Below are 17281 nucleotides of genomic sequence, written 5' to 3'. Positions count from 1 at the left end.
CGCCCCTACAAACATATTTGCTTGCGCCTAGATGCACCCAACTTGCCTTTTTTGGGCGAACTCTGCTGCTATCACTCACAAAAAAAACCATTTCTGACTTTAGAGGGATTTATTCTTCAGCTTCAAGAGCCATAATCAGCAGTAAGGATGACATAGCTAGAGAACTGATTTACTACTCATCCGGATTGCACGAATCAAGGCTTCTGTAAGATAAAGCCTGACGAAACAAACCACCATCTAAAAAGTTGCAAATCCCCTACTTAAAAGTTAGGGGCAGATTTCAATATGCCTAATTCGGCATCAAACTTTAGGAGGTAATTTATGTTTGAAAGCGAGTTATTAATGTCGCTGTACAGTCCCAAATTCAATATTGCTCAAATGCCAATAGAAATAGATGTCCCGTTTGACCACCCCGATCTCGGAGGGCTGATGTTTCTGAGCCCTCAGTTTTTTGTGGCATTAATCGCCGGAGTCATCATGGCTTTTGGCTTCCAATTCCTGTTAACAAATTTCTCGATCGCCGCCAAAATCTCCAACTGGGATGAGGCTTTACCCGACGATGACGATGATGAGTCCGAAAGTTTGGGCACTAAAGTTCGCAAGATCGAAGGCTTGGTCGGCGGTTGGATTTTAGTCACAGTTAACCTAGCTTTATTCTTAGCTTGTTTTCTGGCGGTCAAACTAACTTCAATTGCCTCGGTAGATGGAGCGGCAATTATTGGTGTGGTCATTTGGTCGGCGTACTTTTTAACGCTGGTATGGCTCGGTTCTAGCGCCGTCGGTTCGATGATTGGTTCCTTGATTAAAACTGCTTTTTCCGGCATTCAAGGTGTCATGGGTACTGCTGGTTCCGCGATCGGCGACAAGATGGCTAGCGACCAAATGGTAAACACTGTAGAGGCGTCTGTGGCTGCTGTCCGCCGCGAGTTGGGCTCGGCTGTAGACCCGGATAGCATTCGCGAAACCATCCAAGATTATGTCGGTTCTTTGCAGTTACCGAAGCTGGATGTTAAGGAAATTCGCGGTCAATTTGAAAAGTTGCTGGGCGATACTGATATCAAATCTCTGGCGGGAAGCGATGTTCTGAAGAATGTTAACCGCCAGACTTTTGTGGATTTAATTAGCAGCCGCAGCGATTTTTCTAAGGAAGAAATCAATCAAGTTGCCGACCAACTCGAAGGTGTTTGGAAGCAAACTTTCGGCAAGCAGCAAGATAAGAAAGACCCGAATTTAGAGTTGGTTGATTTTCTCAAGTTTGCGGCTCCAGATTTGCTGAAGTCTGATGAACTCAATGCCAAGCTATCTCAAATTCTGGAAACTCGGGAAAACAAATCAGAATCCAGCAGCGGCATGAAGCGCGCGATGCTGTTGGGTGTGGAAGCTCTTGTCGGCACTGTTTTGTCGCGGACGGATTTGTCGGATTTGGATGTGGAAAAAATCTCTGGTCAGTTGCAGCAATTGACTGAAAAAGGCAAGGAAAAAGCTAAATCTTTGGCTTCTAAGGTGGGCGACAAAGTGCCTGCGCTGCCTTTCAATACAGCGAAGGCTGATGTGGAAAATTACTTGCTGAATGCTCAACCTTGGCATCTCAACCGAGAAACTATCAAGCAGGAATTTAGGGATGTTATTTACGATGCCGAAGCTTCTCCGGGAGCTGTTTTGGGCCAGTTAGAGATGTTAAATCCTGAGTATTTTGCAGGCATTCTGAGGCGCCGTGAGGGCTTCAGTCCGGAACAGGCTGCGGAAATTTCTGAACAGCTTGAAAGCGTGCGCCAAGAAGTTCTGGAAATTGTGCAAGGTGCTGCTGGTGAGGAACAGTCTCAAGATTTGCGTAGTCGGATTGAGAATTATTTGCGATCGACTGGCAAGGAAGAATTGAATCCTGAAGGTATCGAGAAGGACTTCCAAGCGCTGTTGGAAGATCGCGATGCTGGTTTTGAGGCGTTGCGCGATCGCCTGTCACACTTCGATCGCGATACTCTGGTACAATTGCTCGGCCAGCGGGAAGATTTTAGCCCCGAGGAAGCGGATCAGTTAATCGGGCGGCTCGAAAGTTCGCGCGATCGCGTAATTTCCAAAGCTCAAGAATTGCAAGAGCAAGCGAAATCGAAAGCGCAAGAAGTGCGCCAAAAGGTAGAAGAGTATCTCCGCAATACTAATAAGGAAGAACTCAATCCTGAAGCGATCGAGCGCGAGTTTCAAACGCTGTTAAGCGACCCGCAAGCTGGTTTGAAAGCGCTGAGAGAACGCTTGTCTCAATTCGATCGCGATACTCTGGTGCAACTGCTGTCGCAGCGCCAAGATCTCAGCGAAGAACAGGTAAATGGGGCGATCGACAAAATCGAATCCGTGCGCGACAACATTATCCACGCGCCGCAAATAGTTGCAGACAAAGCTAAGCAGCAGTACGAGGAAGTTACTACCAAAATTGGCGAGTACCTGCGCCATACTAACCTGGAAGAACTCGATCCTGAAGGCATCAATCGGGATTTGACCAAATTGTTTGAAAATCCGAAAGAAGGTGCCTTGGCGCTGCGGGAAAGACTGTCTCAGGTCGATCGCGAAACCTTGGTCAAGTTGCTTTCGCAGCGGGAAGATTTGAGCGAAGAACAGGTAAATCGGACGATCGATCGCGTGCAAGATTCGATTCGCAGCATCGTGAAATCGCCCCGCCGCTTGGCATCTCGCGCTCAAAAAACTGTCAAGGATTTCCAAGGAAGTTTGGAAAATTACCTGCGGAATACGGACAAGGAAGAGCTCAATCCTGACGGTATCAAGCGAGATTTGCAGTTGCTGTTTAACGAACCCGGAGCGGGGATGCAAAGTTTGGGCGATCGGCTGAAGCACTTTGACCGCGGTACTTTGGTAGCCTTGCTGTCCCAGCGGGAAGACATTTCCGAAGAGGAAGCGAACCAAATTGCCGATCGTATTGAATCTGTCCGCAACGAGTTTGTCGAACAAATTCAAATGGTACAAGACAAGTTCCAGTCAACAATTGACGGTATTTTCTCAAAAATCCGGGATTACCTCAATTCGCTCGATCGCCCGGAGCTCAATTACGAAGGAATCAAGCGGGACTTCCGCAAAGTATTTGACGATCCGCAGGCCGGATTTGACGCGATTAAACAGCGTTTGGGTGAATTCGATCGCGGTACTTTAGTAGCGCTACTGAGTTCTCGTTCCGATATTTCCGAGACAGACGCTCACCGAATTGTTGACCAAATGGAAGGAGCCCGGGACAGCGTTATATTGCGCGCCGAACGCCTGCAAACTGAAGCCAAAAAACGGATTAAAGAGATCAAGAACAAGACCAAACAGCAAGCAGAAGATGCGCGGGAAGCCGCCGCAACTGCTGCTTGGTGGTTGTTCGGTACGGCTCTAACTTCTGTGGTGGTTTCGGCATTGGCTGGAGCAATAGCAGTCGGCGGTATTTCGGGTTTGTTTAGCTAGAATTTCCACAAGTTTCCATTAAAGTTCTCCTGATTCTAGGCTGGCTGTGTTCCAGCCTATTTTCTTTGAAATCCTATTATCTCGGTTCCTACGTAAAAAAAGGTTCGTAGTGAGGACTTTAGTCCGCAAAAATTAATAAGGACTGAAGTCCTCACTACAAACCTTACTGTAGAAAGTTGGTAGTGAGGACTTTAGTCCGCAAAAATTAAGAAGGACTGAAGTCCTCACTACGAACCCTACTTTAGAAGGTGGTAATGGATGAAGGAACTATTATTCCCGTGCCTCCTAACTATCAACTTCCCGAAGCTGGACAAGCTTTATTAGGAAAGATTCAAGGCATGGACTTTCAAGAGCAAATTGATTTCCTGCGCGGTACAGTTTTAGAAATGGGTGCCCAAGTCGCTCCGGGCGCTGGCATTTAATTTGAGTAAAGTAAGGTGGGCATTAAACCTTTTGCAAAAATAGCTAGGAACGGGCTCTTCTGCCCGTTCCACAGAAAAAATTCTTTTTGTGGAACGGGCATCTTGCCCGTTCCAAAATTTGATTAAAAGGAATTTTGCAAAAGATATATAGCGGTTCTCAGAAAGATGAGGTATGACTGACAGCTTATATAACCACTAAACGAAGAGGGCCCAAGCCCAACTACGTACCTCATCTTTTTAAGAAAGGCTATATAGCGGTTCTCAGAAAGATGAGGTATGACTGACAGCTTACATAACCTCCCAGACAAAGAGGGCTAAAGCCCAACAACGTACCTCATCTTTCTGATAGCCGCTATATATTTATATTGCCCACCTACCGATTCCAGCTAATAAGTGAATTCAGCAGCTATGTTCCCTACAAGTTTCGGCGCACCTGCAATTAAATGCATCTCTTCGCAGCCAACTGCGAGCAATGGCTGACCTAAATTTAGATTGGCAAAATGACTCTCTTCAGAGATTTCTACTTCGCCTTTGATAAAGCCGATGCGAGACTGGAACTCTCCTTTAAACATTAGCAAATTTGTGCGATCGGCGCTAAAAATATTTCCGCTCAAAGGTAGGGGAAATCCAAAACTTTGTTTGCTGTAATTGAGACTGCACAGTTGCAGATTTCCTTGGCTAACTGTGACGCGGTAGCCTAGCGGTGATGCTTTTACTGAATCGCTGCCTTCCCAACTAAACTGAGCTAATTCTTTAGGAAGTCCCCAAATTTCGCGCCCGCCAGCTACTGAGTTAGGGTTGTCTACGTAGATGTGCGAAATCCAAGCGCCCCATTTTCCTGCATAACTGGCGATCGCGCTAACTACAATTAACTCATTGTACTCCATCACGGAACCCAGCCCGTAGGAGGATATATAAATGCCACCTAGCGTTTTTCCTGGCAATAAACAGACAATTTCTAACTCAGAGGGAACCAAGGGGCGCACTCGTGCTACATCTACCAATTGCAAAGTCTGAACAGCATAACCTTGCAGGTGCCAAGGAGCAGGTGAATATACCATTTTAAGTGATTTTAGATCTGATATTTTATATTTATTTTAGCTTAGGCTCTAAAACAGCAACAGGTTTTGGTATTTTTCATAAAATCCCGGTATATTCACGCATAAGAAAGATTAATCTGCGAATAGCGAGCAATTAGTTGACATTTGAGCAAAAGTTAAATATCGTCTACTTAGTGAATATTTAGAAGGAACCTAAACCTGTATGCTGACATCTTACAAGCCAGATGTTTTCGATAGTTTAGAGCATTTTTTCACGGCAAGAGACCTGCTGGAACAAGCCCAAGACAACATGACCGAACTCGGTGCTATCATCCGCAGTCACGGCTTGCAAAAACAGGTTGGTATCTGCTTGCTTCACAAACACTTTGACCTCTCGGATAACGAGAGGTTGGTTGAAGAGTTTGATGGCAACAATGCTTATGTTAAGCCAACCGCAGAATACGGCGATGCTATTCCTTATATGTGGAAGGTGGAACAAAATCAAGCATCAGGCGAATGGGTTTGGTTTCCCTTAGAATTTGTCCGCGTTACTGAAGCTGTTTTGGCAGCAGTTGAACGGTCAGAAGCTGTTGTCAATAACTCGGAATTTCTGAATGAAATTGCGGGTAAACTGTCAGAATTGGGAATGACTGGAATGTTCGGGATCAGCATTTTGCACCGAGATGCAATTAAGGTTGCTGAGGGCGAAATTTTGGTGGAAAGCACAGACGATGAAGCCCGCGTCTTGACTTTTTCTTCGGTTCCTCGCCAGAATGTCGATCGCACAACTTTAACACAAACTCTCTGGCAGTTCCCGAATGCTGAAGGGTTTGAGGTTGGGGCGATGTGTTCTCACTGCACTCACTGCACTCATTGCACTCATTAAGCAAGATTTCCCAACTTTAAAAAGTTCGCAGTCAGGACTTCAGTCCTTGCTTTACAAACTTAGAAGATAGGACTAAAGTCCTTACGGGAGCATCTCAGTTTTGATGTTTTGATTTTACAGTGCGAGCGTCCCCGCTCGCGAGTATAGATCGCGAGCGGGGACGCTCGCACTGTAAAGAAATTGCTTTTTTGCAAAAGTGAGATGCTCCCGTCCTTACTACGAACCTGAAACTTAGAAGATAGGACTAAAGTCCTTACTACGAACTTCAAATAGGGAATATATGACTAAAGTCCGATGCTGCAAACAGGTTTTTAGTAAGTGCGATTGAGCAATATTAAATAATGTGCAATCTCCGTCAAAGTATAGTAATTTATCGCTGTCAAAATCGGGAGTTAGAAACTACAAAAGAGTGCACAATTCCCCGAGTGTGGCTGAGTTCGGGTACGCAGCTAGCTGTTGACACTTCGCCCGATCGCCTTCAGTATTGTGAAGGTGCTTTTATGCCCAAAGAACCTTGGAGGGAACCGACGCCCGCAGAGTCGGCGCTGCTTTGGACAGACGAACCGCCGCCCCACTATGCGGGTGTCGGAATTGTGCGTTTACCTGCGGATGTTTTGGCTTTGTTGGCTGATGCTGCTATCGCTTCGCTAACCACTCCCCTACAGGTGGCTGAGTTTAAGTCTCAGAAAAAATGCGGACAGATACTCGATCGACTAATTGACTATTTTAAGCCTTTTTGTCTGTCGGATTCGCCGCCAGTTATCAGCGGTATGGGAGGCCGACAGCCGGGATTGAGTACGGCGACAATTGATAACAAACGCGGTTGTCGCAACGGTTTGCATACTGATAGTTGGGACAATCTGCCGCTGGATAAAAAGCAGGAGGCTACTAATCGGATTTGTGTGAATTTAGGGCGGGACAGCCGTTATTTTTTGTTTGTGAATTTGACGGAGATGGACATTTTTCAAATGCTGGGATGTTCTGGTGCTGATATTGGGAAACCTTGGACGCGACAGTTAACTTATCAGTTTATGCAGCGCTACCCAGAATATCCGGTGGTGAAGCTGAGAATTGCACCGGGTGAGGCTTATATTGCACCGACTGAAAATATGATTCACGATGCTTCTACGGCCCAAATGAAGCATTTAGATATTAAGGTGATGATGCGCGGTTATTACAGGATTCCAGTATGAACTTTGATGACAGTTCTGTGGCAGATTCACTAAAGGAAGAGGGGAAATTGCAACAGTCGATCGCGCTTTACGAAAATGCGATCGTCCAAAATCCCAATTCGCCCTCAGCTTACTACGATTTAGGAAAAGCCCTGCAACAAAACGGCCAAATTGCCGCAGCCGTCGCCTGTCACCAAAAAGCCATTCTCCTGCAACCAAACTTTACCGCCGCTTACTTCCCGTTAATGTACGCGCCCCTCCCCAAAGATTCTCCTCTCATTGACGGTTTGGTGGCTCTGTACCGCGAAGTTATCGAGATTTTGCCAAATTTTCCCTTAGCCTACATTAACTTGGCTGTGGCGCTGAGCAAGCAGGGAAAAATCCAGGAGTCGATCGCCCTTTTCCAAACCGCAGTCCGCTTGCAAACTGTAGCATCTCGCCCGGAACTGTCGCAAGTAAAATGGAATTCAACCCAATTGCGCGAACCCGATTTCATCATCATCGGTTCTCCGAGGTGCGGCACAACTTCTCTCTACAAATATATCACTTCGCACCCGCAGATTTTACCTGCTGCCAATAAAGAAATCTGTTTCTTCTCAGAACATTTCAACAAAGGATTAGCTTGGTATCAAGCGCACTTTCCGCCGCCAATAGACGCGCATCATTTTTTGACAGGAGAAGCAACTCCGACTTATCTGACTCACCCGCTAGCTGCGTCAAGATTGCACGGATGTTTGCCAAAAGTTAAGCTGATTGTGATTTTGCGAAATCCAGTCGATCGCGCTTTGTCGCACTATCAAATGCTGGTGAGGCGCGGAACGGAATCCAGGACGTTTGAAAAGGCGATCGATGCCGAGTTACAATTACTCGCAGACGCTACCGAAACAAGTTTAGCAGATAAAAGTTATTGGAAAGATTGTCATTATATTTATAAGAGTCTTTATGTTTGCAGTCTCAAACAGTGGATGAATCTTTTTCCCAGGGAACAGTTTTTAATATTGCAGAGTGAAGAATTTTATGCGAATCCGGCTGCGACACTCAGCCAAGTCTTTAATTTTTTAGATTTACCAGATTATCAACTCCGCGACTACAAACAATATAACGGTGGTAATTATCAGCCGGCGAATGATGTTGTCTGTCAGCGACTGCACGAATATTTTCAGCCGCACAATCGAGAATTAGGGGAATATGTGCAGAGAGACTTTGAATGGTAAGCAAAATAAATAAAGTCCTAGATGCAACTGTCATATTAAATATAAGGTACGTAGTTGCGCTTCAGCGCTCTTGTATTATATATATAAGAGCGCTGAAGCGCAACTACGTACCTAAAAATTAGCCACCATGAGAGTGTCATTTGCATCCATGATTGAGATAATTAACCAGTTAAGGTGCGCCTAGCGCACCCTACATCTTATCCGCGCTTGTCCGCGTTCATCTGCGGTTAAAAAAATCCAAACCTACTTACTCGCATAACCAGTGCTCACCAAAAACTCGCGCAACTTCCCAAAGAATTGAGTGCGATCGCGCCCTTGATAAACTTTCTCCAACAACCGCCAACCTTCTGCCTCCTGGCCCGCGACATACTTGCTCGCCATGAAGGTCGCCAACACGCCTTTTACCTCTGCATCTTCGCTCGATCGCTTCCGAGATTCCAGCCACAACTCAGCACCATTGGTGTATACTTCCACCGGATATTGCTTCGTAACATCTTCCATTTTACCTGGCCGGTACTGCCAAATTTGCAGCGGTAAGCGAGAATCCGCATAATTGGTAAAAGCCTCAGCAAATCGCCCGTCCAGACTCTTGAACTCCGGGATATCATTTTTGCCAAAATCGACAATTTCGTAACTCACATTGCCCCAAAAATGCTTGATGTGAGTGTATTTCTTTGCGGCTGAGTCGTAGCGGTAAATAAACGAATAATTGCAACAGCGGACGCCGCTTTTAATTGAGACTAAATCTGCCAGCACTTCCGGTTCCTTGTCGCCGTCCAAATCGCGGATTCGCACGGATAACAAACGCCCTTCGGATACTTCGTCGCTGGCTTTTTTGTCGGGATTGTCTGCTAGAGAACGAGTGGGAATCAGCACTGGTTCTTCTAGTAACGTTTTACCGTCACGGATAATTTTGATGCGGATATTTTTAGCATTTTCTGCTTCTTTGACAAAAGACACTTCTGCCCTAACTTTCCCAAACTCCGAGATTTCTGTGGTTCTCGGCGGGCCGATATTCGGCGGAACTTGCGCGATGTATTGCGAGGGAACTAAGGCTGTTTTGCCGGGTTTGGCGATCGCCTGACACAGAAAAGTTGCTACTTCGGCGCGAGTAGCATTGCGTGTCGGTTCTAGCTGTTTGACGGCGGGATAGTTGACCACAAGTTGTTTTTCGGCGGCGGCGGCGATCGCATTTCTCGCCAATTCGGGAATGTCTCGCGCATCTTCAAAAGTCGCATTCAAAATCTCAGGCGCTGAACCAGCAGGCGTATATTTCAAGCCGCTGCTTAAGGCGACCAAAACCTGCCAGCGGGGAATGTTCAAAGTCGCGTTAAAAATACTACCACTGGAACCGGACATAAAACCCGTTTGATATGCTTCTCGAATTGCTTTATAACCCCAGTAATTCGTGGGAATATCTGCAAAGTCGATCGGATTCCGGACGGTTTTGGCATCAGGAAAAGCCCTCCGCAGCATCGCTGCAAACTCAGCGCGGCTGACGGGGCGGTTCGGGCGAAAAGTGCCGTCTTCGTAATAGCCGCTGATGATTTTTTTCTCGGCTAATTCTTCTATGCAGGCTTGAGCCCAATGGTCTTTAACATCTTTAAATTTGGCTTCTGCCAATGCTGGCGCTACATTTAAGCCGGGAAACACTAAATTGCCGATGATTATCCCCAGGGCTACCACTAAAGCGATGACAGCTTGACGTTTGTGCGATCGAACCATACCACAGCCTCCTCATAATTCGCAAATATACCAAAACCTACAGCACTTATGCACTCATATTAAAGAAACCGGCTTTTTTTACGAAAATCTTTGGCTGTAGCCCTCAAATTAGGTGAAAAACCCGGTTTCTTTGGTGGGAATGCGTAATTCCTATTGTAAAAAACCCTCGTTTCTGACTATCTCTGCTAAAACAAAGCAGCAGTAGCGCCTGATACACGGAAGCGTGGAATAATATAGGTGATAGCAACTTTGTCACCTGCGATCGCGATGTTATCCCCAAAGGAACTAACTCTTAGAACTGTTGTAGGCGGAAAGGATAAAGTTGCTCCTGGTGGAACTGTACCCAAATAAGTCTCTATCAAGTTCCCTGTTGTACTGTTAAAGCGATATACAGCGCCTTGAGACTCGTAAGAGCTGGCTCCAATCAGAATCTCACTGTCTGTAACTGCCAAACTACCTCCGAAACCATCGTTTGTGTATAAGTTGAAATCGGGTTGGTTTGGGTTGGAAAATTTTCGGATCAATGAGCCTGTATTGCCGTCAAACAGGTACGCTGCACCCCTACCGCTATCGGCAAATGGCGCTCCGATGAGAACATCATTACCAACTGCTGCGATCGCCTTGCCGAAAGTAAAGCTGCCGTCTCCAGGATCTGGGCTTGGTAAAGTCTGGAGAAGTTGACCGGTGATGCTATCGAACAGATAAACTGCTGCATTAATGGACGGTTTGTCTGTTAAGCCTGCGATCGCAACTTTGTTTCCGACAGCACTTGCATATTCGATCGGAAAAAGATTTCTCGGGATGGGACTGAAAAAACTTTGGAGTAGCGCGCCTGTATTGGAGTCAAACACGTATGCAGGAGCCACTTCTTGATAACTGAAAGGTAAGTCTGGAGGGGGAGAAATCAGAACGTTGTTACCAACAAAGGCGACTTTTCTAGCAGCGTCCAAGTTAGAAAGTTTGGTATTGTCAGTGCTGAAGCTTTGGAGTAAGCCACCTGTATTCGTATCAAACAGATATGATTGGTTGTAGTCAGATGCAATCAGGGCTTTGTTGTTAGCTAGAGCGACTTGAGTGCCAAATACAACAACAGGATATCCCGGCCCCGGCGGAAAAAAAGACTGCACGTATTTCCCCGTATTGGTATCCAACAAGCTAGCAGATCCTGCAGATTTTACAAAAGGGGCGATGCCTCCGAAGAGCAGTCGATCGCCGTCGGCTGCGATCGCATTGACGAAAGTGAAGGTTTCAATCGGAGAGGGTGGGTTACTATCGTCTAGAACTTTTAATGTAGCTGTATTCTGCGTGCTAATATTGGTGATGCCCGTAGGTTCGGTCAATGTCAGCAAAGCCGATCGAGGATAATGACGAATTTCATCATCGACTAAAGGAATATTAACAGTTTTAGGTGTAGTGTCTCCAGCGGCAAAATTGACTGTACCTAACTTGACTGGAAAAAAGGCAGCATTTAAGTTTGATGGCCGCAGGCTGGCCCCAACAAATGGATTGGGATAATCCAGCGTTACTGTAGCGCTGACAGCAGCGTCACTGCCGTCTGTGCGAGTCACGGTGACAGTTTTGGAAACACTGCTTTCATTGGTGATGAAATCATTGGTGCTAAAGGCTAACGTGCCGGGAACAATAAAGTCCGATCGAGCTAAAGTGCTGCTGCTAACATCTTTTAAAACTGCCAAAAACTCCCCTGTATTTTGCTGAATTACAGTATCGTTTGGATTTTGAGAGTCGGGCAAAATTCTGAGATTTTCAAACTGAAGCCCTTCTGCTAAGGCAATTTTATCCTCGCCCTTGTCAAAATCAGTAATAGTATCTGCTAGAGCAACTGTAGAACCGCCGAGTTTATTTGTGAGTACAAATACGTCATTGCCTTCGTCTCCGGTGAGAGTATCTACACCAATATCGCCGTTGAGAGTATCGTTGCCGAAGCCGCCAAACAGTGCATCATTACCTTTTCCTCCCCGCAAAATGTCGTCGCCTGTCAAACCGATGAGAGAATCGTTGCCTACTTCGCCTTTGAGTAAGTCGTTGCCATTTTCTCCTACCAGCAAATCCTCGCCTTTGCCGCCATAAAGTGAATCGTTGCCATCATTGCCAAAAATGTGATCGTCACCAGCATTCCCTAGAATCAATTCTGCATCTGAGGAACCCGTTACAGTATCCTCTCCGCCCAACAACCAGCCTCCCCCAGAAAAATTAACAAGTTGTCCCACGAAAAGCGTAACATTTTTCGATGTGTCGTCTCCTACCAAGCGCGGCGGGTTATAAAAAGTGTCTGCTTTTAGTGCCATCTTCGCGTCCTCTTTCCTAAATTGAACTTTTGAACATAAACCGGGTTTTTCGATCGCAATACTTGCTGAAACCCTTAATATCCGTTTAAAACCAGATTTTTGAGTTTCCAGGAGCGATCGCACTGACGCCATCAGGCAGAAATTTGTTGCCAAAGGCGATCGATTGTTACAAACTTGTAACCTTTATACAACAGCAATGGAATAATTTTATCAGCAGAAGTCGCCACATCTTCGCCGCCGCAATAACCGTCGTGCAGTACAATTATTGAACCATTTTCTGTTTGCTGCACGACGCGACTCGTAACTTTCATCACCCCCGGCCGCACCCAATCTTCCGGGACAACACTCCACATTACCGGGCGATATTCCCACTGTTGCAATAACTCTAATGTTCGCGGCGTAAAAATGCCGTTTGGCGGCCGCACGTCGCGGATTAATTTTGGGTCTAAATCGCAAGCTTTGCTAATTGCTTTTTGCGTGTCTGCTAAACTTAGTTTGAGTTCGTGAGTTTTGAGTTTGGCAAACGATACGTGCTGGTAGCCGTGGAGGCCGATCCAGTGTCCGCGATCGTATACTTCTTTAGCCGTTTCTGGATGCCTGTCCACGCAAAAACCCAGCCAGAAAAAACTCGCTTTGATGTCGTATTTATCTAAAACTTTTAGCAATTGAGGTGTGTGCAGCCGGTGCGGCCCGTCGTCAAATGTTAGGGCAATTTCTCGGCTGTTGATATCTCCCGTCCACAGACATTTGGGAAAAGCCGATTTGAGAATGGGATGAACGACAGGAAACAAAGGTGCTAAGGGCATTGGTTAATGTTGCGAAAGTGCGATCGGGTAGAAATGAAGCTGCATTACAATAAATTAAACTTAACTCAATCGAGGTAAATATGACAACTGCCGTTGATATTGGAACGCTAATTATGTGCACGCCGGGAACTTGCGGCGGCCACCCGCGAATTGCAGGAACTAGAATTACAGTAGAAAACATTGCTATTGATTTTAATGCCGGGATGACTCCACAACAAATCATTGATGAAATACCGCACTTGACTTTAGCACAAATTCATGGGGCATTAGCCTACTATTTTGCGAATAAAGACCAAATCGACACGGATATAGCAGCAGAAAATGCTGAGTGGGAGTGCTTGGAAGCAGAATCTATGGGGTGCATCTGGTTTTTGAAGAGGACTCTCGCATGACCGCATATAAATTATTAGTTATAATCCCATATTTACCGAGGTCATGCTTCGCCCCTACAAACATATTTGCTTGCACAAGCCGCTGCACCCAAAAAAATGTGGGACGATGCTCTGAGCAGCATCCTATTTATTTTTGCCCGAGGTCTATTTGATAATTGTGAATTGTAACTTGTGAAAGATTTAATTTTTCTGGTATTGCACAAAGTTGATCTGTAATGTACAATTTACTAGCTAACAATATAAAATTGAGCGAAGCAAATGCAAAAATACGTTTGTACAACTTGCAATTATGTCTACGATCCAGAAGTAGGCGACCCCGACGGAGACATAGCGCCCGGTACAGCCTTTGAAGATATCCCAGACGATTGGGTTTGTCCCACTTGCGGGGTGACAAAATCCGATTTTGAACCAGAAGAATAAGCGAGAAAAAAATTGTCCGATCGAATGTTAAAAATTACAGTCATAGGCGGTGGCGCTGCGGGTTTTTTTAGTGCAATTACCTGCGCTAAAACCTACCCGCAAGCCCGCGTCACTTTACTAGAAGCAGGCCGCCAAGTCCTGGCAAAAGTTCGCATTTCTGGCGGCGGACGCTGCAATGTCACTCATGCTTGTTTTGACCCCGGTGTTTTAGTGCAGAATTACCCCAGAGGTGGAAAAGCTCTGCGCGGTGCTTTTACTCGATTTCAACCCCGCGATACTGTTGATTGGTTTGCCAGTCACGGTGTGAAATTGAAAACAGAAGAAGATGGGCGAATGTTTCCGATTACAGACGATTCGGCGACAATTGTTAACTGTTTGATCCGCGCTGCTGAGGATGCAGGCGTGAGAATTCGCACGGGCGATGCAGTCGTTTCAGTAAAGAAGTTAATGGGGAATGGCGCAGAAGACGGTCACGGGGATATTGCCTCTACATTTGAAGTTGAGTTGAAGTCGGGGGAGAGTTTTAAGTGCGATCGCATTTTACTCGCTACAGGTAGCAATCCGTCGGGTTTCAAATGGGCAAAAGAGTTAGGTAATACTGTAGAAGTGCCAGTCCCTTCTCTATTTACTTTTAATATTGCTGATAACAGAATCAAAGATTTAGCCGGAGTTTCGGTTCCGAATGCTAAGGTGAAATTGCCGGGAGCAAAATTAGAACAAAGCGGGCCTTTGTTAATCACTCACTGGGGTGTCAGTGGCCCTGCTGTACTCAAACTTTCGGCTTGGGGTGCGAGATTTTTGCACGATCGCCATTATCGAACATCTGTGCTGATTAATTGGCTTCCCCAGTACAATGCAGAGGTTTTGCGGCAGCAACTGCTGGGAGTCAAATCGCAGTTGTCGCACCGATTAATCGTCTCTAGCTGTCCGTTTCCGATGCCGCGCCGCCTCTGGGAACGTTTGACAAGTTCGATCGGCATTGACGAACAAAAACGCTGGGCTGACTTATCCAATAAGGCGATCGATAAACTCCTCCTCGAACTCGTCCAAGGCGAATATCAAATCGCAGGAAAAGGCGCATTTAAGGAAGAATTCGTCACCTGCGGCGGTGTCAACCTCAAGGAAGTGGATTTCAAGACAATGGAAAGTCGCCGCTGTCCCGGACTATTCTTTGCTGGCGAAATCTTGGATATCGACGGCGTGACGGGCGGTTTCAACTTCCAAAGTGCGTGGACTACGGCGTGGTTGGCTGGAATCGCGATCGGCAAATGATACTATTTTAGGCTTTGAGATTGGTCGATCGAGGTTTGGGACTTGCGATCGGCTTGCCAGTATTAAATTTTGTGTTATTTTTGAATCAAGGCGCATCAACTGTGCGTCAACTTCAGAATGCAGACAAAATTCGCAGTTTTGCGTACTTAACATCGGGTGAGAGACATGAAAAACTTGAATCTACAAACCCTAAAGTTCGATCGCCACCTTGACTCACCTTTCCTCGAAAACAACGGCTTACTGGAATTCAACCCCAAATTTATCACTCCCGAATTTTTAACAACCTGGACGTTTGAAACACACCTGTACGACGAAAAAGTTGCGATCGACCACTTTGTCATCACATTTCCCAGTCGCACTCAACTCGAAAACTACGCCGAATCTTTTCGCCCCTTCGGCGCCAAAACAGTTGAAGGCCCCGACTTATTCCCGATTAACTTTTGTTCGGAAAACATTAACATTCCCTCCGATTTATGGCTGCATTTAATGACATTATTAATGCCAGCCGGAGGCTTAGTAGTATTGGATGCGCCCCACGCAGCCGGCGACCAAAAAAACCGCTTCCAGCAAGAAAGAGGATTAGCAGCAGTTCACCACGTCGCGATTCGAGTGGAAAACGTGCAGAATGCTGCTACAATATGGCAAAATAAAAACTTCAAGCCCCTGTCAGATCAACCTTTAAACTACGGTTCATTAACCCAGTGGTTTCTGCAAAACCCCGCCGGACAAATCATCGAATTAATCGAACGGCGCCCCGGCAATAACGCCACTTTCGACTGCAAAAACATAGTAGGTTTGCGCTTGAGCGAAGGAAGTTCGGCAACGGATTCTGTAGCGGAGGTAACGGATGTCAGTCAAAAGTCTGAGGAAACGCGGCTCAAATAACAAATAACAAATAACAACCAATGCCCAATTCCCAATTCCCAATTCCCAATTCCCAATTCCCAAATATATGATTGCAGTAAAAGTTCCAAAAGTCACTTTTCAACCGCCCACATTCAACTCAATTGAAGAAGAACGCCGCCACCGCAAACAGCGTTTAGCCGCCGCACTCAGATTATTTGGTCGTTTCGGATTCAGCGAAGGAATTGCCGGACACATCACCGTCCGCGACCCCGAACACCTAGATTATTTCTGGGTAAATTCCTTTGGAATGCACTTTAGTTTAATTGGAGTCAGCGACCTAATTTTAGTCAACCACAAAGGCGAAGTTGTTGAAGGAAATAAACCCGTAAACGAAGCAGCATTTGCCATTCATTCGCAAGTTCACGCAGCCCGGCCCGACGTAATCGCAGCAGCCCACGCCCATTCACCCTACGGCAAAAGTTGGTCGAGTTTGGGCAAGTTGCTTGACCCGCTGACTCAAGATGCTTGTTCTTTTTATGAGGATCACGCTTTATTTGACGATTACACCGGAGTTGTTTTGGAAATCGAAGAAGCTAAACGCATCGCCAAAACTTTAGGAGATAAAAAAGCAATTATTTTACAAAATCACGGACTGTTAACAGTAGGTGAAACAGTAGATGAAGCAGCTTGGTGGTTTATTGCAATGGAACGTTCTTGTCAGGCGCAGTTAATGGTCGAAGCAGCCGGAAAACCCATTCTCATCAAGCCAGAATGTGCTCGTTTGACACAGCAGCAAGTAGGCTCTCACCGCATGGGATGGTTTAGCTTTCAACCACTTTATGACATGATTGTGCGCCGAGAACCAGACTTGTTAGATTAGCTATGTGGTGATAATTGGTAGGGTGCGTCGCTACCAGATATTCAACAAACTTGTAGATTATAGATGGATCCCCACCCTACTCTAGACTTGTAGGGTGGGTCATACTTTTATGCTGACATCGATTCCAACCAAGTTATCAAATCCTGTTGACTGGTAAAATCTAGCAAAATTTCTCCTAAATCATCTAATTGTTGGGAAGATAACTGCTGGATGCGAGTTTGGATTGTTGCTGGTATTTCACCAGTACGTCGCGTGATTTGACGCAAAATTAATGCTATTTGTCCCTCAATTAGACCTTCTTGACGGCCTTCTTGGCGACCTTCTTGCATCCCTTTGATAACAGCACCGCGTTGGTCTTCAAAAAACATTTCCCGTTTTTCTAATGCTTGTAATTCCTCAAGGTTTAAACTTGACCTGTTGGCGATATTAAAAGCTGTTTGCATTTCGGGT

The 17281-nt window shown here is 45.9% G+C and carries 15 protein-coding genes; 10 read left to right on the top strand and 5 right to left on the bottom strand.

Annotated features, from left to right (window positions below; all coding sequences use genetic code 11):
* Window positions 1-321: 321 nt before the first annotated feature.
* A complete protein-coding gene (locus tag JGK20_RS22030) occupies window positions 322-3450 on the top strand; it encodes an MFS transporter (RefSeq protein WP_293181121.1) in 3129 nt (1042 codons plus the stop codon).
* Window positions 3451-3704: 254 nt separating this feature from the next.
* Complete coding sequence (locus tag JGK20_RS22025; RefSeq protein WP_293181124.1) at window positions 3705-3872, top strand: orange carotenoid protein N-terminal domain-containing protein; 168 nt, start codon at window positions 3705-3707, stop codon at window positions 3870-3872.
* A 386-nt stretch (window positions 3873-4258) separates the two neighbouring features.
* Here JGK20_RS22025 and JGK20_RS22020 read toward each other — a convergent pair whose 3' ends face one another.
* Window positions 4259-4933 (bottom strand): acetoacetate decarboxylase family protein, encoded by a 675-nt coding sequence (locus tag JGK20_RS22020; RefSeq protein ID WP_293181127.1) that lies wholly within the window; start codon window positions 4931-4933, stop codon window positions 4259-4261.
* 202 nt (window positions 4934-5135) lie between these two features.
* On the opposite strand from JGK20_RS22020, the gene JGK20_RS22015 reads away from it, so the two are divergent.
* The 3 genes from JGK20_RS22015 (at window position 5136) to JGK20_RS22005 (ending at window position 8184) form a co-directional block, all read left to right on the top strand.
* Window positions 5136-5798: a glycerol-3-phosphate ABC transporter substrate-binding protein gene (locus JGK20_RS22015; RefSeq protein ID WP_293191017.1), complete on the top strand. Its 663-nt coding sequence runs from the start codon at window positions 5136-5138 to the stop codon at window positions 5796-5798.
* Between the two features lie 341 nt (window positions 5799-6139).
* The gene (locus tag JGK20_RS22010) at window positions 6140-6991 is read left to right on the top strand and encodes a hypothetical protein (protein WP_293217765.1); all 852 of its coding nucleotides are present in this window, start codon (window positions 6140-6142) and stop codon (window positions 6989-6991) included.
* Entirely contained in the window at window positions 6988-8184 is a 1197-nt protein-coding gene (locus JGK20_RS22005) for a tetratricopeptide repeat protein (protein ID WP_293212643.1), read from the top strand. The genes JGK20_RS22010 and JGK20_RS22005 overlap by 4 nt, the downstream gene beginning before the upstream one ends.
* Before the next feature lie 243 nt (window positions 8185-8427).
* On the opposite strand, the gene JGK20_RS22000 is transcribed toward JGK20_RS22005, so the two are convergent.
* From JGK20_RS22000 to JGK20_RS21990, 3 genes are all read right to left on the bottom strand, one after another.
* Complete coding sequence (locus JGK20_RS22000) at window positions 8428-9909, bottom strand: S-layer homology domain-containing protein (RefSeq protein ID WP_293232155.1); 1482 nt, start codon at window positions 9907-9909, stop codon at window positions 8428-8430.
* A gap of 185 nt (window positions 9910-10094) precedes the next feature.
* Window positions 10095-12215, bottom strand: a complete 2121-nt coding sequence (locus JGK20_RS21995; RefSeq protein ID WP_293181142.1) for a hypothetical protein — start codon at window positions 12213-12215, stop codon at window positions 10095-10097.
* A 131-nt stretch (window positions 12216-12346) separates the two neighbouring features.
* Window positions 12347-13021: a polysaccharide deacetylase family protein gene (locus tag JGK20_RS21990; protein WP_293181145.1), complete on the bottom strand. Its 675-nt coding sequence runs from the start codon at window positions 13019-13021 to the stop codon at window positions 12347-12349.
* Between the two features lie 80 nt (window positions 13022-13101).
* On the opposite strand from JGK20_RS21990, the gene JGK20_RS21985 reads away from it, so the two are divergent.
* From JGK20_RS21985 to JGK20_RS21965, 5 genes are all read left to right on the top strand, one after another.
* A complete protein-coding gene (locus tag JGK20_RS21985) occupies window positions 13102-13413 on the top strand; it encodes a DUF433 domain-containing protein (RefSeq protein WP_293181148.1) in 312 nt (103 codons plus the stop codon).
* A gap of 258 nt (window positions 13414-13671) precedes the next feature.
* Complete coding sequence (rd, locus tag JGK20_RS21980; RefSeq protein WP_293181151.1) at window positions 13672-13833, top strand: rubredoxin; 162 nt, start codon at window positions 13672-13674, stop codon at window positions 13831-13833.
* A 24-nt stretch (window positions 13834-13857) separates the two neighbouring features.
* Window positions 13858-15105 carry an NAD(P)/FAD-dependent oxidoreductase gene (locus JGK20_RS21975; RefSeq protein ID WP_293232153.1) on the top strand — a complete coding sequence of 416 codons (1248 nt, stop codon included), beginning with the start codon at window positions 13858-13860 and terminating at the stop codon, window positions 15103-15105.
* Between the two features lie 165 nt (window positions 15106-15270).
* The gene (locus JGK20_RS21970; protein ID WP_293181157.1) at window positions 15271-15990 is read left to right on the top strand and encodes a hypothetical protein; all 720 of its coding nucleotides are present in this window, start codon (window positions 15271-15273) and stop codon (window positions 15988-15990) included.
* Between the two features lie 67 nt (window positions 15991-16057).
* Window positions 16058-16831 carry a class II aldolase/adducin family protein gene (locus JGK20_RS21965; RefSeq protein ID WP_293232151.1) on the top strand — a complete coding sequence of 258 codons (774 nt, stop codon included), beginning with the start codon at window positions 16058-16060 and terminating at the stop codon, window positions 16829-16831.
* Between the two features lie 107 nt (window positions 16832-16938).
* On the opposite strand, the gene JGK20_RS21960 is transcribed toward JGK20_RS21965, so the two are convergent.
* Window positions 16939-17281: DUF4351 domain-containing protein (locus JGK20_RS21960; protein ID WP_293224662.1), on the bottom strand; the 343-nt coding region annotated here is incomplete at its 5' end.

It is taken from the genome of Microcoleus sp. PH2017_05_CCC_O_A (assembly GCF_020738785.1).
Taxonomy (GTDB): domain Bacteria; phylum Cyanobacteriota; class Cyanobacteriia; order Cyanobacteriales; family Microcoleaceae; genus Microcoleus.
The sequence above is the reverse complement of the archived record's forward strand: the minus strand, read 5'-3'. Positions and strand labels throughout refer to the sequence as shown.